This is a genomic window from Collinsella aerofaciens, from assembly GCF_015558785.1.
In the GTDB taxonomy this organism is placed as follows: domain Bacteria; phylum Actinomycetota; class Coriobacteriia; order Coriobacteriales; family Coriobacteriaceae; genus Collinsella; species Collinsella aerofaciens_P.
This window is the reverse complement of the sequence record NZ_JADMOP010000004.1, coordinates 112,353-131,781: the sequence shown is the minus strand read 5'-3', so window position 1 is coordinate 131,781 and position 19,429 is coordinate 112,353. Positions and strand designations below refer to the sequence as shown.

General features: G+C 59.2%; 17 protein-coding genes. 10 read left to right on the top strand and 7 right to left on the bottom strand.

Going from position 1 to position 19,429, the window contains the following annotated elements; all coding sequences use genetic code 11:
* Positions 1 to 384: 384 nt before the first annotated feature.
* From I2G40_RS03360 to I2G40_RS03350, 3 genes are all read left to right on the top strand, one after another.
* Entirely contained in the window at positions 385 to 957 is a 573-nt protein-coding gene (locus tag I2G40_RS03360) for a hypothetical protein (RefSeq protein WP_195544171.1), read from the top strand.
* 212 nt (positions 958 to 1,169) lie between these two features.
* Positions 1,170 to 2,921 (top strand): ABC transporter ATP-binding protein, encoded by a 1,752-nt coding sequence (locus I2G40_RS03355; RefSeq protein WP_195544170.1) that lies wholly within the window; start codon positions 1,170 to 1,172, stop codon positions 2,919 to 2,921.
* Positions 2,914 to 3,660, top strand: a complete 747-nt coding sequence (locus I2G40_RS03350) for an energy-coupling factor transporter transmembrane component T family protein (protein WP_195544169.1) — start codon at positions 2,914 to 2,916, stop codon at positions 3,658 to 3,660. The genes I2G40_RS03355 and I2G40_RS03350 overlap by 8 nt, the downstream gene beginning before the upstream one ends.
* Positions 3,661 to 3,785: 125 nt before the next feature.
* On the opposite strand, the gene I2G40_RS03345 is transcribed toward I2G40_RS03350, so the two are convergent.
* Together I2G40_RS03345 and I2G40_RS03340 are read right to left on the bottom strand one after the other, a co-directional pair.
* On the bottom strand, positions 3,786 to 4,532 hold the full coding sequence (locus tag I2G40_RS03345; RefSeq protein ID WP_229090627.1) for an aspartate/glutamate racemase family protein: 747 nt from the start codon (positions 4,530 to 4,532) through the stop codon (positions 3,786 to 3,788).
* Between the two features lie 84 nt (positions 4,533 to 4,616).
* On the bottom strand, positions 4,617 to 5,873 hold the full coding sequence (locus tag I2G40_RS03340) for a carboxylate--amine ligase (RefSeq protein WP_035137907.1): 1,257 nt from the start codon (positions 5,871 to 5,873) through the stop codon (positions 4,617 to 4,619).
* A 222-nt stretch (positions 5,874 to 6,095) separates the two neighbouring features.
* Here I2G40_RS03340 and I2G40_RS03335 point away from each other — a divergent pair, with 222 nt between their 5' ends.
* Together I2G40_RS03335 and I2G40_RS03330 are read left to right on the top strand one after the other, a co-directional pair.
* Complete coding sequence (locus tag I2G40_RS03335; RefSeq protein WP_226812443.1) at positions 6,096 to 6,728, top strand: MOSC domain-containing protein; 633 nt, start codon at positions 6,096 to 6,098, stop codon at positions 6,726 to 6,728.
* Between the two features lie 234 nt (positions 6,729 to 6,962).
* Positions 6,963 to 8,096, top strand: a complete 1,134-nt coding sequence (locus tag I2G40_RS03330; protein WP_195544167.1) for a coiled-coil domain-containing protein — start codon at positions 6,963 to 6,965, stop codon at positions 8,094 to 8,096.
* Between the two features lie 39 nt (positions 8,097 to 8,135).
* Here I2G40_RS03330 and I2G40_RS03325 read toward each other — a convergent pair whose 3' ends face one another.
* From I2G40_RS03325 to I2G40_RS03315, 3 genes are all read right to left on the bottom strand, one after another.
* Positions 8,136 to 9,509, bottom strand: a complete 1,374-nt coding sequence (locus I2G40_RS03325; RefSeq protein WP_229090626.1) for a serine/threonine protein kinase — start codon at positions 9,507 to 9,509, stop codon at positions 8,136 to 8,138.
* A 95-nt stretch (positions 9,510 to 9,604) separates the two neighbouring features.
* Positions 9,605 to 10,027 (bottom strand): XRE family transcriptional regulator, encoded by a 423-nt coding sequence (locus tag I2G40_RS03320; RefSeq protein ID WP_118081799.1) that lies wholly within the window; start codon positions 10,025 to 10,027, stop codon positions 9,605 to 9,607.
* A gap of 47 nt (positions 10,028 to 10,074) precedes the next feature.
* Entirely contained in the window at positions 10,075 to 10,518 is a 444-nt protein-coding gene (locus I2G40_RS03315; RefSeq protein ID WP_195544165.1) for an FxLYD domain-containing protein, read from the bottom strand.
* 222 nt (positions 10,519 to 10,740) lie between these two features.
* On the opposite strand from I2G40_RS03315, the gene I2G40_RS03310 reads away from it, so the two are divergent.
* The 5 genes from I2G40_RS03310 to I2G40_RS03290 all read left to right on the top strand — a co-directional run bounded on the left by I2G40_RS03310 (position 10,741) and on the right by I2G40_RS03290 (position 17,722).
* Complete coding sequence (locus I2G40_RS03310) at positions 10,741 to 13,062, top strand: NAD(P)/FAD-dependent oxidoreductase (protein ID WP_229090625.1); 2,322 nt, start codon at positions 10,741 to 10,743, stop codon at positions 13,060 to 13,062.
* 21 nt (positions 13,063 to 13,083) lie between these two features.
* On the top strand, positions 13,084 to 14,361 hold the full coding sequence (locus I2G40_RS03305; protein ID WP_195544164.1) for an aconitase X: 1,278 nt from the start codon (positions 13,084 to 13,086) through the stop codon (positions 14,359 to 14,361).
* Positions 14,362 to 14,375: 14 nt separating this feature from the next.
* Positions 14,376 to 14,819, top strand: coding sequence for an aconitase X swivel domain-containing protein (locus I2G40_RS03300; protein ID WP_195544163.1), 444 nt, complete (start codon positions 14,376 to 14,378; stop codon positions 14,817 to 14,819).
* Positions 14,820 to 14,929: 110 nt separating this feature from the next.
* Positions 14,930 to 16,351, top strand: coding sequence for a M20/M25/M40 family metallo-hydrolase (locus I2G40_RS03295; protein WP_195544162.1), 1,422 nt, complete (start codon positions 14,930 to 14,932; stop codon positions 16,349 to 16,351).
* A gap of 51 nt (positions 16,352 to 16,402) precedes the next feature.
* Positions 16,403 to 17,722, top strand: a complete 1,320-nt coding sequence (locus tag I2G40_RS03290; protein ID WP_195544161.1) for an MFS transporter — start codon at positions 16,403 to 16,405, stop codon at positions 17,720 to 17,722.
* 93 nt (positions 17,723 to 17,815) lie between these two features.
* On the opposite strand, the gene I2G40_RS03285 is transcribed toward I2G40_RS03290, so the two are convergent.
* Together I2G40_RS03285 and I2G40_RS03280 are read right to left on the bottom strand one after the other, a co-directional pair.
* Complete coding sequence (locus I2G40_RS03285) at positions 17,816 to 18,139, bottom strand: hypothetical protein (RefSeq protein WP_195544160.1); 324 nt, start codon at positions 18,137 to 18,139, stop codon at positions 17,816 to 17,818.
* A gap of 2 nt (positions 18,140 to 18,141) precedes the next feature.
* Positions 18,142 to 19,329 (bottom strand): N-acetyldiaminopimelate deacetylase, encoded by a 1,188-nt coding sequence (locus tag I2G40_RS03280; RefSeq protein WP_229090624.1) that lies wholly within the window; start codon positions 19,327 to 19,329, stop codon positions 18,142 to 18,144.
* Between the last annotated feature and the right edge of the window lie 100 nt (positions 19,330 to 19,429).

Here is a 19,429-nt window from a genome sequence, read left to right as displayed (position 1 = left end):
ACAAGGCAGCAATGGCAGCCTCGCCCGCTCAGCCCGCTCTTTTGACCGGCGGGAAACCCGCCTGAAATCTTTTCAAAAAAGATTTCCCCGCACACACTTCGCTGTGCTATAGTGCAGCGCAACAGCAACTAGGTGCGACCGCGCCACGGCATCACGAAAGGAGCCACCAACATGAAGAACACGATGAAGTCTCTCAACAACTGGTGGTGGCGTGATGCGAATACGATCGGTCGACAGTGAGTCCCTCACGCCTGTTTTTGCGCTCTAGGTGATTGGAAGGCCTCCGGTTTCGACCGGGGGCCTTTTTCTATCTCGAGCCCGATCGCATTCGCATCACGCGCCTCCGCTTTTCTCTTGCACTCCCATTCCGAAAGGATTTTCACCATGTCTCAGAACACCACCGCCACCCAGCCCCGCACCGTCCAGACCGCCGACCGTGGCAAACTCGATGTCCGCGCCCTCGTCCTGCTTGCCATCCTGCTCGCCGCCGGCTTCATCCTCAACTTCACCGTCGGCAAGGCCATCTCGGGCATCTCGGGCGGCATGATCAGCCCCGAGTTCATCATCTCGGCCTTCTGCCTCACCATCCTGGTCGTTCGTCCCAACATCGGCCAGGCGCTCGTCATTGGCCTCATCTCGGCTGCCGTGATCCAGATCACCACCACTTCGCCGTTCGTCGATTTTGCCGCCGAGGGCATCGCCGCCATGCTCATGGCCGGCATCGTCAACGCCGCCGGCAAGAACGGTCAGGTCAAGCCCGCCATCGCCATTGTCGCAACCTTCCTGACCACCTTTGTCTCCGGCGTCATCTTCATGATCATCAAGATGGCCATGCTCGGCGTGGTCGGCGAGCTCGCCGCCGCCATGCTGCCCGTCGTTGCCATGACCGCCGTCTTTAACGCCATTCTGGTCGGCGCCCTCTATCTGCCCATCCAGAAGGCCCTGAAGCTCAACTAACCCGCTCGGCTTTACGAGCCACCCCATCTTGGCGTTCATTCGTCGCTCGCGTACCCAAGTACGCTTCGCTCCTCTTTCACGCCAACCTGAGGCCCCTCGTAAAGCCGTCTCCGTGCTTCACCACCAAAGACTGTCCCAAACGGCTAGCTTTTGGGGACGTTCTTAAACGACTGGTCATTTAAGAACGTCCCCAATGACTATGAAAGGTATCCATGGAAACGATCATCAACGTCGACGATGTCTCGTTCTCCTATGGCACGCAGACCGAGCAGGCGCTCAGCCACATCTCGCTCAGCGTGAACAAGGGAGATTTCATCGGCATCATCGGGCCCTCGGGCGCCGGCAAGTCCACGCTTGCCGCCTGTCTGTCGGGCGCCGTGCCCCACCACTACACCGGCACGTTCTTTGGGTCCGTCATGGTCGACGGCCACGACACCTGCGAAGTCTCGCTCACCGATGTGTCGCAGATCGTCGGCAGTGTGCTGCAGGATATCGACACGCAGATGGTCGCTTCGGTCGTCGAGGACGAGATGCTCTTTGGCCTCGAGAACTTTGGCGTTCCCCACGACCAGATCGAGCGGCGCGTGAGCGAAACGCTCGAGACCGTCGGCATCAGCGACCTGCGCGACCGCGAGATCGCAACCCTCTCGGGCGGACAGAAGCAAAAGGTAGCCATCGCCGCCATCCTCGCCATGCGCCCGCGCGTCTTGGTTCTCGACGAGCCCACCGCGGCACTCGACCCCGCCAGCTCCACGCTGGTCTTCGAGACCCTGCGCGAGGCAAACCGCGCACTTGGAATCACCATCGTCGTCGTTGAGCAAAAAGTCGCCCTGCTCTCGGAGTATTGCAACCGCGTGCTCGTGCTCAACCATGGCGAAATCGCGCTGCAGGGCGAGCCGCACGAGGTATTCGCGCATACCGATGAACTGCGCACCATTGGCGTCGATTGCCCCCGCGTCACGCGTATCTTCAACAGTCTCGAGGCCGATGGCTTGGTAAGCGGCGCCCCTTGCTTGGATGTCGATGAGGCCGAGCGTCTGATTTCGGGCATCGTCGACCCCGCGCACGCGGCCAGCGAAGCCCAGGCTCCCGCGGACTCCCCACATGCCCCGTCGTTGCGCCCTCATGCCAAGGACGCCGAACCCGTGCTCACCTTCGATCACGTTGAGTTTGCCTACCCCAACGGCGGCGCTGCCGTCCACGACCTTAGCCTTACGCTCTATCCTGGCGAGCTCGTGGGCATCGTCGGCCAAAACGGCGCCGGCAAGACCACGCTCACCAAACTGCTCACGGGCCTGCTTAAGCCTGCCTCGGGCAGCGTGCGCGTTACGGGCCTGGACACCGCCGCGGTCCCCACAAGTCGCATCGCCCGCGAGGTCGCAACGCTCTTCCAAAACCCCGACCGCCAGATCTGCAAGGATACCGTGCTCGACGAGGTCGCTTTTGGACTGGAGCTTGCCGGCATCGACCGCGCCGAGGCCCTGCGTCGTGCTCAGCTCGTCATCGACCGCTTTGGCCTGCCCGCCGACGAGGCGCCCTTCTCGCTTTCGCGCGGCCAGCGACAAATGGTGGCGCTCGCCTCCGTCGTGGTCGTAGAGCCCAAGATCGTAGTACTCGACGAACCCACGAGCGGCCTTGACTACCGTGAGTGCATGACCGTCATGGAAACGGTACGCACCATGGCCGAGCGCGGCTGCGCCGTAATCATGGTCTGCCACGATATGGAAGTCGTTTCCGACTTTGCCGAACGTATTGTTGTGATGGCCGACGGCCGTATCCTCGACCGCGGACGCACGCACGAGCTGTTCTCGAATATTGAGCTCATGCAGCGTGCCTACGTGGAGCCGCCCCAGGTCATTGAACTCTCGCGCCGCTTGGCATCCTCCGTCTCCCCCGCTTTTGCGCAGGTGAGCGAGGTCACCGATATCGTTCGCATTACCAAGGAGATGGTCCGCCGTGGTTAACGTCATCGACTATATGCCGGGCGATACGCTGCTGCATCGCCTGAACCCGGTCGTCAAACTGGGCCTTGCCGCCGCCATCATCATCGGCATCTTTTTGTCCGACACCTATGTTGCGCTGTTGGGCTTTTTGGCACTCACCCTTGCGCTGGGCGCCTACGCCGGCGTCGTCGACCGCCTGTTCTCGTTGCTCAAGCTGCTGATTCCGCTCGCGCTCATCATGCTGGTGCTGCAGTTGGCATTTATGCGCGATGGCAATGTGGTGTGGGGTTTCGTTACCGATACCGGCCTCATCACCGGATCTAAGGCCTGCCTGCGCCTGCTGGGCGTAGCGTTGCCACTCATACTCATGCTCATGGTGACCAAGCTCAACGACCTTGCCAACGCCTGCGTCGAGGTGCTGCACGTACCGTATCGCTACGCCTTCACCTTTACCACGGCACTGCGTTTTGTGCCGGTGTTTGGCCAAGAGATGAATGCCATCATGGAGGCGCAGACCGCGCGCGGCGTCGAGTACGACACCAAGAATCCCATCAAGAAGCTCAAACTCATGCTGCCACTGTGCGTGCCACTGCTCATCTCGAGCGTGGGCAAGACCGATGCCACAGCCTTGGCGGCAGAACAGCGCGGCTTCGCTCTGCGTACGCGCGCCAGCTCGTACAAGCGCTACCCCATCAAGGGCCTGGACATCGCCGTGCTCATCGTCAGCATCGCCCTCATCGCCATCGGCTTCCTGTTCTAGTTCACCACCGACAGCAACCGCCCAACGCAAAAGGCCTCGGCTCGCACCAAACGAGCCGAGGCCTTTACTGTTTCACCAGATAAAACCTACCAAAATAAACCTGTTCCTTTTTGGCAGGTCGGAAGCTAGAGGCGGTAGGGGGCGCCGCTGCGGATGACGGATTCGCGCACCAGGACGTCCATGGCGTCGAGGGTGATCTCGGGCATCTCTCGGTACTTTTGCAGCACCGAGAGCTCGGTGCAGGCCAGAATGACGCGGTCGCAGCCGCTACGGGCGAACTCCCACATCACGCGGTCGAACTTATCCATATCGGGCTCACGTCCGGCCTTCACATCATCGTAGATAAGCGACATCACATCGTTCTGACGTTTCTCGCTGGGATAGACGACCTCAACACCCGCAGCCTTACATTCGCGGCCGTAGACGCCCGCGCCCACGGTTCCGTCGGTGCCCATGATGCCAATCTTGTGCACCGGCTCGGCCGGCATACTCAGGTTGGGATCGAACTCGCACTCCCCCATCACCGCACCGGCCAGAGCATAGCGCACCGACTCACGCGGCATGTGGATAATCGGCACTGTGGTAAACGACTGGATCTGGTCGTAGAAGTAGTGCGACGTGTTGCAGGGAATGGCAATGTGCGCACAGCCCAGCGACTCGAGTGCCTGGGCACACTCTTTCATGGTCGCCAGCAGCTTGGCATGCTCGCCGGTCTTAATGGCCAACGTGCGGTCGGGCATGGTCGACTTGGAGAGCACCACCATGTCGATATGTTCCTGATCGCAGGCAGCAGCCGTATGACGCACCACCTGGTCGTAGTAATACGACGTGGCCTCGGCGCCCATGCCGCCGATAACTCCCAGCTTTTCCATCGCCGCCTCCTTGGTGACGCTTGCGCAATTGCGCGTATCATACCCGCGCCCGCCCGATGCAAACCGGACGGGCGCCGCGCTCATCTACTTGTAATACGTCTTGAACAGCTTAAAGTGGCGCAGCTTGGTGTGCCACATGCGCAGCCAGCGGTTAAAGACAAAGTCGCCCTTCATAAACGAAGGGTCGGCGCCCTTGCCTTCCTTGTCCAGGCGATGCACCTTAGCGCGCAGCTCGGGATCCTTGACGTACTTGTCGACGACGCCCATGGGGACGACCATCCACAGGGCCTCGTCCTGAGCCGTCACAAACTCCGGCTCAAACGGACGGTTGAACACATACTCGTCCACCACATACTTGGCAACGTTAAAGCCGCTGTTGGTAACGTAGTAGTTGCTGCGGCCCTGGCGCGTGTTGAAATCGAAGAACTTAAACGAGCCGTCGCGCTCGTCGTACTTAACGTCAAAGTTGGAATAGCCCACAAAGTGAAGGTCCTCGAGCAACTTGCGCACGCCGCCCATGAGCTCGTCGTTGGGCTCGGTAATGATACAGGCATGGTTGCCGACACCGTGGGGCTGATGCTCCTCGAGCAGCACATGGCCCAGGCACATCATGCGCACCTTGCCGTTGCGGTCGGAATAGCTAGTGAGCACGCGCATGTACTCGTCGTTGCCGGGCACGCGATCCTGCAAGATCAGATCGTCGGTGTAGCCGCTGGCATACGAATCGCGAATGACCTGTTCCAGCTCGGCGCGGTCGGCAATCTCATAGGCCTTCTTCTGGCCCTCGAACTCATGCTGCCACCACATGATGCCGTCGGAAGGCTTCAGAATCATCGGGTAAGGAAAATCGATCTGGTCGAGCACTTCGGCAGGCGCCTCACCCTGGGCATTGAGCATCGCCTTGGTAAAGGTAAACGTGTGCGGATAGGGCACGCCATGCTTCTCGCACAGCTCGTAGAAGATCTCCTTCTTCTGACACTGTTCAAGCATGCTATAGGGAGCGTAAGGCGCGACGATGTTATCCGCCAACTCATGGGCATCCTTGGCCTGAGCCACGAGGGCAACATAGTTATCGCCACAGCCCACAAGGACAATCGTCTTATCGGCATGCGCTTGGGCAATGCCGTTGACGGTTTTGAGCATCACGGGCATGGTATCGATATCCACGTTGGGCGTGTAGTCGATAATCTGGCTGCGGTACGCGGGACCCGTCTGGTACTTGCCAAAGACCAGACTCTTGACCTGGTACTCCTCGTAGAAGGCGCGCGCCACCGAGTAGGCGTTGATGTCGCCACCGAGCAGCACGGGAATGAACTCGCGCTCTGTAAACTGCAATGCCATGGAAACTTCCTATCATGAACTGCCCATACAACGGGCGGTCTTTGCGCAACTGATTTATTCTAGCGTGCCAAGCCGCCGGCGCCCAAAGCTCCACCGTATCTATGGCAATCGACGTAATCGTCCAGCACGAAGACGGCGCTCACCGTTGTATGACAACGGGCAATGAACCTACCATTGTTGTAGGATTCAGTGTATTGACATCTTCGAGCGAAAGGCGCACACGTGCCCCAAGACCATCCGACCGATAATCCCATCCTCAATGCCGCGAGGCGCGAGCTGGCAGAACGTGCGAAAGCGACCGCTCCCCTGTGCACGGCAAACGACGCCTACAACGGACCCGCCCGCATTGTCTCGATCAACACGTCGGCACACAAGGGCACGCGCAAGTCGCCCGTCGCCGACGGGCACGACACCGTTATAGAGCAATTTGGCCTCGCCTCTGATGCGCACGCCGGGCATTGGCACCGCCAGGTTTCCTTTTTAGCTGCAGAGTCTATCCAGACGGCGCAGGCGCGCGGGCTCGATGTGCACGAGGGCGACTTTGGCGAGAACTTCACAACCCGGGGCATCAACCTGCTCTCGCTCCCCTTGGGCACACAGCTCAAGCTTGGCAGCGAGGTGCTTGTCGAAATCAGCCAAATCGGCAAGGTCTGCCACACACGCTGTGCCATCTACTATCTCGCCGGCGACTGCATCTTTCCCCACGAGGGCGTTTTTGGCGTGGTACTAAAGGGCGGAGAGGTCTACGCCGGCGACGATATCCAGGTAATCAAACTCGGCGACGGCACCTGTTCGTTCACCCCCGCCGAGGCCCTCGAAGAGATTGAGCAGGCTCGCCAGAAGGGCACGCTGTAGTTATAAAACCCCACGTTGAGATGGCTTTTACAGCCCAAAACTCCTCTCAAACAGAGCTCTGTAACGTTAAAGTTGAACTCTATGGTTTCTCAACAATTCATCATAACTGCAGGTCAAAGCCAAAGCCTCAAGTTCAACTTGACCCTTTGGAACCTTTAAGGTTCAAGTTGAGGTCGAAAGCAGTAGTAGAATACCGTTCGAACCATAACCTACGATTGATTGCAGAGGGACTGGATGCAGCATTCGAACCATCGCACCGCAGCGCTCATCGCGTCGAAGCCGGCTCGTATCATCACGAGCGCCGCGCTTGCCGTTACACTGACGGCCGCGCCGATGCTCTCCCCCGTCGCAGCCTATGCCGCCTCGCAGGCAACGCAGGATCAGCTTTCCGCTGCCCAGCAGAAAATCGAAACCGCCACGAGTGCCTACAACGAAGCCCGCACCAAGCTCGAGGATCTGCAGAAGCAAATCGACACTAACGAGGCAAGCATCGAGAAGATCGAAGCCGAACTTCCCGATCAACAGGCCAAGGCGAGCTCCGCCATGCGCGATCTGTATAAGTACCAGAAGGGCACCAACCCCATCGTGAGCTTCCTGGTCAACGCGCAGAGCCTGGGCGAGTTCATCACCACCTGCAAGTACACCAACCAGATCACGAGCTCGAGCGTCGACGAGATCGAAGAGCTCAACAAGATGCAGACCGAACTCGAGCAGAACAAGACCGAGCTCGAGCAGGCCAAGTCCCAACTCGAGACCGAGCAGAAAACCGCCGAGGACGCACTGGCACAGGCCCAGCAGCTTCGCAGCGAAGCCCAGGCAAAGGCCGAGCAGGAGAATGCCGCCGAGCTGGCCAAGCTCGAGGCCGACAAGGCCGCTGCCGCCGAGAAGCTCTCGGGCGAGGGCGTGAGCGGCAACAACTCCAACAGCCAGGCCAATAACGCCAACACCACTATCGACACCACGGTGAACAACTCCAATACCGGCAACTCCGATTACGACTCGTTTATCAACGAGTGGACGAGTCGCATCGACAACTACCTCGCCGGCTCCCCCATGGCAGGCCAGGGTTACAACTTTGCCGTGGCAGCCTGGAACACCGGTGTTGACCCTCGCTGGTCTCCCGCCATCGCCTGCATCGAGAGCAGCAAGGGCCTCTATTGTGCCGGCTCCTATAACGCCTGGGGCTGGAGCGCCCGCGGCGGCGGCTGGCGGAGCTTTGGTAGCTGGAGCGAGGGCGTCTCTGCCCACGTTGCCTACCTGGGCGCCAACTATGACTCCACGCTTACCCCGGCAGCCGCCAAAAAGTACTGCCCACCCACGTGGCAGGACTGGTACAACAAGGTTGCAACCCAGATGAACCGCATCTAAGATCAACGTCAAAGGGCCCCAATTGGGGCCCTTTTTCTTTTACGCGACGGAGGTATCGACGACGCCAGTCGCGTTTGCAATGGCAACAATGATAATCATTGCCAACAAGAGCACACCCATAGCCTTGAGCCAAAGCTTTGCAAGCTTTTTACCGCGGTATCTATCGAGTAGCTCAAACCGCCGGCGAAGGCGGCGTTTGTCGAGCATCACAAAATGGATGAGCACTACGAGACCGTCGACGAAGATAAAATACTCAATCGCGAGAAACCACATCGGGTAGTTTTGGTTGGCGCCCGTAGGATGAAAAACGGCAAAATGGCTTCCGGCAAAGAAAACAAGTAGCGAAAGATAGACGAATGCGTTCCAAATGCGCCCAACGGTGTCGGGAATGCGGGAGAGTAAATTCGGGCGCTCAGGCACCAACGGCAATCCACCCTGAGACTGATCCGTGGGGAGCACGGGCGCAGGGCACACGGCTCGCCGCTCCGGAGGCTCTTGAAAGGAAGCAGCATTCGGCGCGGACGACGCATACGATGCGCGTGCAGCGTGCCCTAGCGCCTTCGCGCTTGCAAAGCGCTTGTCCGGATCGAGCGCCATCGCCATGCAAATAACATCGGCAAGCGAGGCGGGGACGTCACGTGCCTCGCATTGCTCGCGTATGTTCCGACCTGGCTTGGGATCGGCCCCCGTCAGACAAAAGAACAGCAGGGCACCGAGCGCATAGACATCGCTGCGCACGCTCGTCTGGCCAAAACCATACTGCTCGGGCGGCGCATAGGGACGCGTGCCAAACTTAACGGTATCGGCATCGGCTCCCTCGCGCCACACGCGAGCGATTCCCAAATCGATAATCACCAGCGATGAAAACGTCATGCCTGTATCGGGCGTATAGTTTGCGCCCGACACGATGATATTCGAGGGCTTTAGGTCGCGATGGATCACCGGAGCGGCCATCTCCCCCGCCGACGCAAAGCCGGCATGGAGCTCCGCAACTGCATCACAAAGGGCGCCAAACAGCTCACAAGCATAATCGGGCGTCGCACCCAAACGCCCCACCAGGGCCCCGAGCGTTTCGCCTTCGATGTATTCCATGACCACGCAAAGCTCGTCGCCCACGCGGCGGCAATCGACAATCCGAGGCAAGTGCTCGTAACGTCGCCCAGCATGCTGGGCCGCAAACAGGCGTTCATACGCCCCGCCAATCTGGGCCGACGCGTCGATGCGCTTGCGAACAAAGGGGCCAAGAGATCCTCCGCCGGAGCCCTCAAAGTACACGAGCTCGGTCGTCTCGACGTCGGAGTGCTTGAGCACACGGTCTACGCGATAACTGTCATCACGCTCAAGTGACGCCAGGTGTCCGGCGAGCGCAGCAGTCAGCTCATCATCGGAATATGTTGGGCTCTGAGTATCCATAGCGTCCATAATAACGCAGGGCACGGACGCCCCATGACGCCCGTGCCCTGCACGTTCTAAATATCGTGAACACCGCTTCCGCCGGCAGCTAGCTGTTAGCTCACCGTCTCTTCACCAAAGCGATACAGCTCCTCGTTCACCTTTTGCAGGCTGCAGCCACGATCGATACAGAAAATGATGATGGCGTCACGGCGGTCCTTGCAGTTGAGGACATTGACGCCCGCCGCCGTCAAGGCGCGGTTGGTCTCCTTGAGCGTCAGCGCCATGGCAAAGGCAATCTGCAGCACCTTATTGCGGCTCGGATGCCGCGCACCGGTAAAGATCTGATAGCCAAACGTCTCGTTGAGGTCGGCCATACGCACCACGCGCGAACGCTCCAGCCCCTTTTCTTCCAAAAGCTGTTTCAGATACCCCGAAAGCGACGGGGCGGTAAAGTCGTGCTCTTTGATATAGCCCTCGATACTCGGAGCATCGAGCAGCTCGTTGAGCAACTCTTCGGTTAGCTTCTTATCGGGCATATGGCCTCACCCCCCAGCTCGCATAGTAACCATGTTTTTAATTCTAGTTAAAAACCGCTCACGTCAGAACGTTCCCAGCTGGCAACCTGGTCGGGAGATACCGTGCTCATCGCTTCGAACTTCCAGGTGCCGCCCGCTTTGAGATGGTTGGTGTTCGCAAGAGCCGTTCCCACCTGATTGCCGTCTGCGTCATACAGAACATACTCAATCTGAATGTAGCTTTGCTCTTTATCCGTATTATTGGTCAATGTGCCAGTGATCTTATACGCGAACTGATTAGACGCATCCCCGGCCTCATCCGAAACCGTATAGGGTTCTTGTGCCTCTTTTTGCTCCTCGACTTGCTGAGTCTGTTCGGCAGGCTTTGCTGCATCACCCGTAGACGAATCAGACGAGTTACCGCCCATAGAACCTACGACGCCGGCAACAACAAGCACCACGATGACACCCAGAATGATCTTGCCGATCGGCTTCTTTCCCTCTTTTGCCATTATGCATCCTTCCCACGATCCGGCTACCGTGCCGGCACACAGCACATCGTAGGAGGCAGCGAGTTCAAATTCATTAGCTGGGAGCTAATGTCGCGACACAACTTGCCATCCGACGCTCATTGAGTCTTTTTTCCTTCACCGAACTCATACCTTTGTTGTTGACTATTAAACATTTAGACGTAAACTGCTTTGTTACCTTGTCAACATCTGAAAGGAACCTCATTGGGAAAAGACGTACTGGTGCAGCAACTCGTCGACTCATTCGACAGCTGGCCCGCCAAAAATTCCGGTTGCGGATCGTCCCGCATGACACAAGAGCTCTATCCTTTTGACAAGCTCTTCTCTCCCATCAAAATTAACAAGCTCACCGTCAAAAACCGCATTGTCATGGCACCGATGGGCAATATCGACATGTGCGAGGAAACTGGCCGCCCCAGTGGCATGATGCTGCAGTACTTTTTCGCCCGCGCCAAAGGCGGCTGCGGCCTCATCACAACAGGACTCGTGCCGGTAAGCCACGGCATCGATACCACGGTCACCGAGCTGGACAAGCTCACCTATTTCCCGCGCATCGATCGAAGCCGAACCGTTATGGCAGGCTGGCGCGACCTTGCCCAAGGTGTCCATGCCTTCGGATCGCGCATTTTTGTCCAGCTTACGGCCGGACTCGGCCGCGTGGGCAACCCGCAATGCCTCATCACGCAAAAGAAGTTTCCGGTCTCGGCGAGTTTCTTGCCTAACTACTACATCCCCGCCATTCCATGCATGCGCCTCTCGGACCAAAAGCTGCGCCGTATCGTAAACAATATCGGCCAAGCGGCGGCCGATGCTCATGCCATGGGCATCGATGGCGTCTATTTGCACGGGCACGAGGGTTATCTTATCGAGCAGCTCGGAAACCCCGCCTTTAACCATCGCAAGCTCGGACGTTATGCCGATTGGCGTCAGTTTGGCCTCGATATGATCAAAGAAATCCGTCGCCGCGTTGGGCCCGACTACCCCATCATGTACCGCATCGACCTTTCGCTTGCACTCGAGGAAACCTATGACGAGCAGGTCATGAATTCGACCTATCTGGGACGCATGCGCGGCGGCCGCACAGTCGAACAGACCCTGGGTTATATGGAAGAGCTCGTGGCGGCGGGAGTAGACATCTTTGACGTCGACCTTGGTTGCTATGACAACTGGTGGATGCCCCACCCGCCTGCGAGCATGCCCGCAGGCTGCTTCGTTCCCGTGGCGCGCGCCGTTCGAGAGCGCTTTGCCGCCGACAATATCCGCTCCAATGCCGGCCTTCCCGTACCCGTTGTCGCGGTGGGTAAGTTGGGCTACCCCGACATTGCCGAACGCGCCCTTCGCAATGGCGACGCCGATATGATCATGCTCGGACGCCCGCTGCTTGCGGATCCCGAGTGGCCTAACAAGGCGTACGCCGGTCGCGTGACAGATATTCGCCCCTGCATCGGATGCCAGGAAGGATGCCTCAACGAGTTTGTCGAAGGGGGCCATCCGCAGTGTGCCGTCAATCCACGCTGCAGCTTTGAATACCTCATGCCCCAGACACCCGCTCCCGCCAAAGAACCCAAACGCATAGCGGTGATAGGAGCCGGACCCGCTGGGATGGTCTGTGCGCTAATCGCCGCGCGTCGTGGCCACGACGTAAAGCTCATCGATGCCGAAGATGAACTTGGAGGAAAACTCCTCTCCGCCAGCGCCGCCCGGATCAAGTTCGACCTCGATAACTACCGATCATATCTTGTTCGACAGGTGCGCGAGCAGGCAGAAAAACCCAACGGGAACCTGACACTCGAACTTGGACGGGCAGCACGCGCCGAAGATCTTGCAAAAGCAGGCTTCGACGCAATCGTGTGCGCGACAGGCACTTCCAATGCAATACCGCCCATCCCCGGTCTTACGGAGCTTGCAGCATCGGGTCATGCCGTGCTGGCAACGCAGCTACTGCGCCAACCCGCGCTGCTTGGCAACGCCAAAACCGTCACCATCATTGGCGGAGGGGCCGTGGGCTGCGAGGTTGCCCAATGGCTCACCGTCGAACACGGCATACCACAGGTCAGCGTAATTGAAATGCTGCCTCACATGATGCAGGGCGCCTGCACGGCAAATCGCGGCCACCTACTCCATACGCTCAGGGGACGCAATGTGCGGCTCCTCAATATGACACGCGTCGAGCGCGCGGAAGTCGGCGGCAAACGCGAGTCTGGAGCCCCATCGAGGTGTGCGCGTCTCCACTTGAGTCGCAACTGCCACAAAAACGTTCCCGACCCCTACGTCTCGTGGTCACCGGTCTTGCCCGAGAACGTCGAAAACCCGCTTGCACCCAAAATCGGCAACGACTGGAAGTCACTCGAGCTAACCTGCGACTTGGTAATCATTGCCTGCGGCGGACACCCCGACGACGCGCTGTTCTACAAACTGCAGCAGACGCACGCCGCTGACGAGCTGCATAACATCGGCGATGGGTTTGCGCCCGGCCGTGTGCTCGAAGCGGTCCGTGCGGCATACCGACTCGGCACCAATATCTAACACGAAAGGATGGGCTCACAGATGAACCTGACCTCCCAACAACAAGCCCTGCTCGATGGAGCCAAGGGTCCCGCCATGGCCAAAGTGGTCAAGACCCTCGTTATGTACGGCGAATGCTTTGGCGCCGAGCGTATGGTTCCCGTGACCGGCGCAAACGGTCATCTTGTCACAAGTTTTGGCCTCTCCATGCTCGGTCCAGTCTATGACCTTATGGATGAGCTGCTGAAAGACGGCGCCCTGTCCGGTCAGTCATTCTCGGTCGACCCGAGGCCCCTCGACCCCGCCGTCCCGGCCAACCCGCTGCAAAAGCTGCTGTTCAAGATTATGTATTCCAAACAAGACGATTATGAGGCACAGCTGCGCAGCATGGGTCTATTGGACAACGATGCTTTCACCTGCACCTGCTACCAGCCCGAGGTTGGCAATCGACCTCGGCGTGGCGACATCCTAAGCTGGGCAGAAAGCAGCGCCGTGGTCTTTGCCAACTCCGTGCTGGGCGCTCGCTGCAATCGCAACTCCGGCATCATCGAGATGTTCGGCTCAATTGCCGGCTTTGTCCCGGAATTCGGCCTGCTCACCGATGAGGGCCGCAAGGCGACCTGGATCATCGAAGTCGACTGTAAGCGCAAGCCCGAAGCGCAAGTGCTTGGCAGCGCCATTGGCATGAAGGTGATGGAAGACGTCCCTTACATTAAAGGCCTCGACCGCTGGCTTGGCCGCGAACTCACACCCGGCACGCAGGACTACCTTAAGGACATGGGCGCCGCCAGCGCATCGAACGGCGCTGTCGGGCTCTACCACGTGGACGGCATCACGCCCGAGGCCGTCGAACAAGGCGAACACCTCATAGCACCAGACGCCCAAATCTATCGCATTGACGACGCCGAGCTGGAACGCATCCGCTCGAGCTACCCCGTTATGTGGAAGAACCCGGGCGCGCGCCCCAAGCTTGCCTTCATCGGCTGCCCCCACCTCTCGTCTGCACAACTCGCCCATTGGGCAGACGCCATCTGCGATGGGCTGAGCGCCTCCGGCAAGTGCCGCGTGCAAGTACCCACCGTACTGACCGCCGCCCCATCCGTGGCAGACGCCTTCCGCAAGACTGCGGCATACAGACGCCTCTCGACTACCGGTGCCGTCGTCTCGAGCATCTGCCCGCTTATGTACACCAACAACCCGCTGTGCGGCATCATGCCCATCATCACCAACTCCAACAAGTTGCGTACGTACTCGGCATCGCGCTACTACACCGACGACGAGGTGCTCGCCTACGTCACCACCGGAAAACCAATCAAATAGGAAGGCGACTCCTCATGGAAAAAATCTTTCACGGCCGCGTCGTTGTCCCCGGAACTGCCCACGCCAAGGCACTTGTCTCTCACGGAGGGCTCAACACACTCGCATCGTTTCAGAAGGCACTGATGTTTGGCGACAAAAAGGCCACGTGTTCCGACCAAAACAATCCCGACTTGTACGGCAAACCTTTGGCGGGATGTGCCTTGTGTCTTCCGCAGACTATCGGCTCCACCACAGGCGGCATGGTGCTCTTCTGCGCCACCAAAATGGGGCGCCAACCCGCATGCCTGCTGTTTTCCAAACCCATTGACAGCCTTGCCGCCGCTGGCGCGATCCTCTCGGGTGTATGGACCGACACCCCCATGCCCACCATTGACAACCTGGGCGATGAGTTTCTCGATGCTGTGTCGACGGGAGACGCCATCACCGTGACCGAAGACGGCACGGTCATCGTCGGCTAAGGCTATCCGACCCGCCGCCCGCAAATGAACAACGTGTTTCGCCATTTCCCACGCGCGGTGCGGGCGATAATCTTGACGTATTCGATATACAACACGAAAGGAGTCCCACCATGGGAGCATCGGTATCGGTCGCACAGGGCGCGCCTCTTGATGCAGGCACCTACAAGGCAGACGAGGCAGCCGTCGAGCGCTTTTGCGAATTGCTGCGCATCCCCACCGTTTCGCGTGAGAACATCGCCGAGCGCGATGATGAGCCCTTCAGCCAGTGGATTCCCACGCTTCAGCGACTTTATCCGCATTTCTTTAAAGTCGCCGAGCTCACACGCGTCGACGACTTTGGCATGCTCCTGCGTTGGCCTGGCGCCGATTCCGCCTTGGACCCCATCGTCATGATGGCGCATCAGGACGTCGTGCCCGTCGAGGGCCAAGACTGGAAGCACGATCCCTTTGGAGCCGAGATCTTCGACGGCGAGATCTGGGCCCGCGGATCACTCGACACCAAGTGCATCGTCTCGGCTTTCTTCGAGGCCGCCGAGCATTTGATTGCCCAGGGCTTCGTTCCCCCGCGCGATGTCTGGTTCTTCTCGAGCGATGGCGAGGAAATCGCCGCACCTACTGCAACCCATGCAGTGCAGTGGCTTCGCGAGCATAACATCCATCCCTACATGGTGCTCGATGAGGGTGGCGCCGTGGCAACCGACGCCCCGCTCGGCGTCACCGAACCCGTTGCCATGGTAGGCGTGTCCGAGAAGGGCCACGTCGACCTTACCGTCACGGCGCGCGCCGACGGCGGCCATGCCTCTACGCCTGCGGCAAACGATGCCTGCCGTCTTCTCTGCCGTGTATGCGAGACTATCTCGGCCAACCCCGGCAAGCCGCAGCTCACGCCCGCCGTCGAGGCCACACTGACCGAGTTGGGTGCCCGTAGCAGCGCGACGTATCAGGCAATCTTTGGCAACCTGTGGCTCACGCGCCCCGCGGTTACCAAGATTATGGCCGCCAGCCCCGAGACCTCGGCCATGCTGCGCACAACCTATGCGCTCACGCAGCTCGAAGGCTCCAATGCGCACAATGTGCTGCCACCAGTTGCTCGCGCCAACTTCAACGTGCGCATCGCTCCGTTCGAGACCATCGCCGATGCCGTTGAGCGCGCCCGCAAGCTCGCCGCCCAGCAGTGCCGCGCCTCGGGCGTAAGCCCCGACCATGTCACCGTCGAAATCAACGAGGCGATTCCCTACACCGAGCCCGCGCCCATCTCGACTTACGAAGACGATGCCGCCTTCAACTACATCCATCGCTGCGTGTCGGGTGTCTATCCCGAGGCCGGCTTTGCTCCCTACGTGCAGAACTCCTGTACCGACTCGCGCGAGTTCAACGAGATCTGCGGTCGCGTCTACCGCTTCTGCGGCTTTATCTACTCGGGCGAGGCGCGCAAGCTCATCCATGCCGCCAACGAACGCATCGGCGTCGACGTCTACAAGCGCGGCATCGAATTCTATGTGGCGTTTCTCGCCAACCTTGAACAACTGTAGAACGGGGGCCGATAGCACCCCTCCCCGCTTTTACCGACCAGGAGAACCAGCATGACCCAACCAAATCTTAAGCGGGCGGCCCGGCTCGACACCAAGGCCGTCGCCCTCGCCTCCCTACCCTTTATGGGCATGATCAGCTTTTGGCAGGTCTACGACGGCATCGTTCCCAAGATGCTCACAGGGACCTTTGGCCTATCCAACTCGCTCACCGGCGCGATCATGGCCATCGATAATGTCTTTGGCCTGTTCCTGCTTCCGCTCTTTGGCATCCTCTCGGACCGCTGCGCAAGCAAACTCGGGCGTCGAACGCCCTTTATCTTGGGCGGCTCCGCGGTGGCAATGCTCTCCGTCCCGCTCATCGCGATCGCCAACAACATGGGCAGCCTACCTCTGCTCATTGGCGCGATTATCCTCACGCTTTTTGCAATATGCGCCTACCGCACCATGACGGTTGCCATTGTGGCCGATATTACGCCTCGCCCACTTCGAACCAAGGCGGACTCAATCGAAAAGATCGTCGGCTATGCGGGAACGGGCCTTATGCTCGTCGCCATCTCGGTCATGGTTCCCAAGGCCGACAAACCCGATTATCTCCCGCTCTTTATCTTGCAGGCCGTCTTTATCCTCGTGTCGGCCGTTGTCTACGGCGTCTTTGTCCGTGAGCCCGCCCTCGTCGAAAAGATGCGCGAGAAATCGCTGTCCATGGGCATCGACGAGGATCAGATTGACAAAGATGACTCCCCCGAGGCCGGCGGTAAAAATCGCATTGCAGACGCCGGCGTACGCCGCTCCATCATCATGCTGCTCGCCGCAACGTTTTTCTATTACATGAGCTATAACGCCATGACCACCAATATCAGCCGTTATGCCGATATGTTCTACGGCATGGAGGGCGGTTCCTATGCCATCATCAATATCGTGACGATTGCAGGCGCGCTGCTAAGCTACGTACCCCTGGCAAATCTTTCGCTCAAAATCGGCCGTAAAAAGGTCGCCCTGGGCACCGCCGTCATCATGGTTTTATGCCCCGCGCTTCTTTGGCTGGCACCCGGTTTCTCGCCCGTGCTGTACGGCGTCTTTTTGTTGATGGGCGTTGCGCTGGGCGGCGTGGACCTGTGCGTGTACACGATGATTCTGGAGTGCTGCAGCTCCCAAAGCGTGGGTCGCTACTCCGGTTACTACTACACCGTGAGCATGGCGGCTCAGGTGGCGACACCGATTCTCTCCGGCATCGTTATGGACGTGGCGCCGTCGATGCTCTTCGCCTACATCACGGCAATGGGCATGTTTATGGCCGCGAGCATTGACGCCGCCAAGCACGGCGATGCCATCTTGATCGACGAGGTCGCTCGCCGCGAGGCAGCAAAGTAGGAGACCGAATTAACTACCGTGCGAAAGGGGTCGGATGGGCAAAGCGCCCATCCGACCCCTTTTTCGTTTCATCCTCAAGAAGCTTGTCGAAGCCTACCCCACCGTGATAGATTCCCCAGTAAAGGTGCTGATGAGCAGCAGGATAAAGAACGCCAAGTAACTGATGCTCAGCGGGTACGCAATAATCAGGAAGACGACCCAGCCGACATTGGTGTTACCGTCGGCACGGCGTTGCTCGCGATTGCGGCAGAGCCAAATCGTCACGCCAATGGCCACAATCAACAGCACAAGTGCCGCTGCCGCCAGTCCAGCAAGCGCAAACATCACGCCAATGCTCACAGCAATAACCGGGAGCAGCAGCAAGCCGCACCCGCACCCACCCGGACTATACACGGCAGACTGTCGACGTCGTTCCATCGTCACTCCAAGTCAAGCAATCGTTTGTAGACATCGAGTCCTTTGAGCAGGACTTCCTCGTCAAAGAGCATGGTATCGGTGTGAAGGGCACTCATCGCATAGGCTGGGCAGCCATCAGCGTCAATCGGGTTTTCTTGCCCCTCTGGCACACCCGTGCCCAGCAAGAAGAACACACCCGGCAGATGGCGCTGATAGAAAGCGAAGTCCTCGGCAATCAGCAAAGGCTCATCCACGAGCTGCAGCTCGGGCAAAGCAGGCGCGACATTGGCAAATAGCTCGGGGTCGTTGTCAACCGGCGGATAGCCCTCGGCAAAGTCGAGATCGTACGTGCAGCCCGTTGCAGCGCATGCCTCATCAAGCACGCGGTGCACGCCCTCGCGTGCACGGTCGAACATGTCGTCTGTAAACACACGCAGGCTGCCGGCAACATGGGCCTCCCCCGCCACCGCGTTGCAGACGGTGCCGGCCTGCAGCAGGCCGAACTTACCAATGCAGGGCTCGTCGGCACCCAACTCGTCCATCAATTCGCGCTCGGCGACCAAGAACTTGGCAGCCGCCAGCGCCGCATCGTGTGATTCGTTTACGGGAACGCCGTAAGTCTTGGCGATATGGATACTTGTCCCGTGAATGCGCACGTGCGTCTCACTCGAGCGCGCCAGCAATGGACCGGAGCAGCTCACCAAAGTGTTTGCAGGCAGGTCGGGCCATACGTGGAACCCGAAGATGCGATCTGCCCCGTAGCGCTCGAACACGCCGCTCTCGCACACCGTCTTGGCGCCACCGGTCGTTTCCTCGGCCGGCTGGAACACAAAGAGCACGTTGCGCCTCATGGCGCCCGGCTGCTCGCGAATCGTACGGTCGACATACGTCGCGGCGGCAAGTGCCATGGCCATGTGTCCATCATGTCCGCAAGCGTGCATCTTGCCGGGATGGATCGAGGCAAAGGCCGCTCCCGTCGCCTCCGCGATGGGCAGCGCATCCATATCGGCGCGAATCGCCGTGGCACGCGCGGCACCAACGCCAGCGTCGAAGAAAGCGCAGACGCAGCTGGGACACGGATGGGTCACCTCGCAAGCGAGCGGCGCCAACACGCCCTCGATATAGGCGATAGTCTGCGGAAGATCGAAATCGAGCTCCGGAATGCGATGGAGATCGCGGCGATAGCGACGGAGTTCTTGGAGCTCGGTCATAGAGAATCCCTTCGTGAGGCACATCTGTTGCAACATATTGTGATACAGGATTGTGGCACACATGTTTCCAGCATATTGCTGCATTTTTTAAACGTTATAT

Coding starts and splice junctions, on each gene's coding strand:
- I2G40_RS03290 (WP_195544161.1), top strand. CDS start 16,403: ATGACCCAACCAAATCTTAAGCGGGCGGCCCGGCTCGACACCAAGGCC.
- I2G40_RS03330 (WP_195544167.1), top strand. CDS start 6,963: ATGCAGCATTCGAACCATCGCACCGCAGCGCTCATCGCGTCGAAGCCG.
- I2G40_RS03315 (WP_195544165.1), bottom strand. CDS start 10,518: ATGGCAAAAGAGGGAAAGAAGCCGATCGGCAAGATCATTCTGGGTGTC.
- I2G40_RS03295 (WP_195544162.1), top strand. CDS start 14,930: ATGGGAGCATCGGTATCGGTCGCACAGGGCGCGCCTCTTGATGCAGGC.
- I2G40_RS03345 (WP_229090627.1), bottom strand. CDS start 4,532: ATGGAAAAGCTGGGAGTTATCGGCGGCATGGGCGCCGAGGCCACGTCG.
- I2G40_RS03280 (WP_229090624.1), bottom strand. CDS start 19,329: ATGACCGAGCTCCAAGAACTCCGTCGCTATCGCCGCGATCTCCATCGC.
- I2G40_RS03360 (WP_195544171.1), top strand. CDS start 385: ATGTCTCAGAACACCACCGCCACCCAGCCCCGCACCGTCCAGACCGCC.
- I2G40_RS03355 (WP_195544170.1), top strand. CDS start 1,170: ATGGAAACGATCATCAACGTCGACGATGTCTCGTTCTCCTATGGCACG.
- I2G40_RS03305 (WP_195544164.1), top strand. CDS start 13,084: ATGAACCTGACCTCCCAACAACAAGCCCTGCTCGATGGAGCCAAGGGT.
- I2G40_RS03325 (WP_229090626.1), bottom strand. CDS start 9,509: ATGGATACTCAGAGCCCAACATATTCCGATGATGAGCTGACTGCTGCG.
- I2G40_RS03300 (WP_195544163.1), top strand. CDS start 14,376: ATGGAAAAAATCTTTCACGGCCGCGTCGTTGTCCCCGGAACTGCCCAC.
- I2G40_RS03340 (WP_035137907.1), bottom strand. CDS start 5,873: ATGGCATTGCAGTTTACAGAGCGCGAGTTCATTCCCGTGCTGCTCGGT.
- I2G40_RS03285 (WP_195544160.1), bottom strand. CDS start 18,139: ATGGAACGACGTCGACAGTCTGCCGTGTATAGTCCGGGTGGGTGCGGG.
- I2G40_RS03320 (WP_118081799.1), bottom strand. CDS start 10,027: ATGCCCGATAAGAAGCTAACCGAAGAGTTGCTCAACGAGCTGCTCGAT.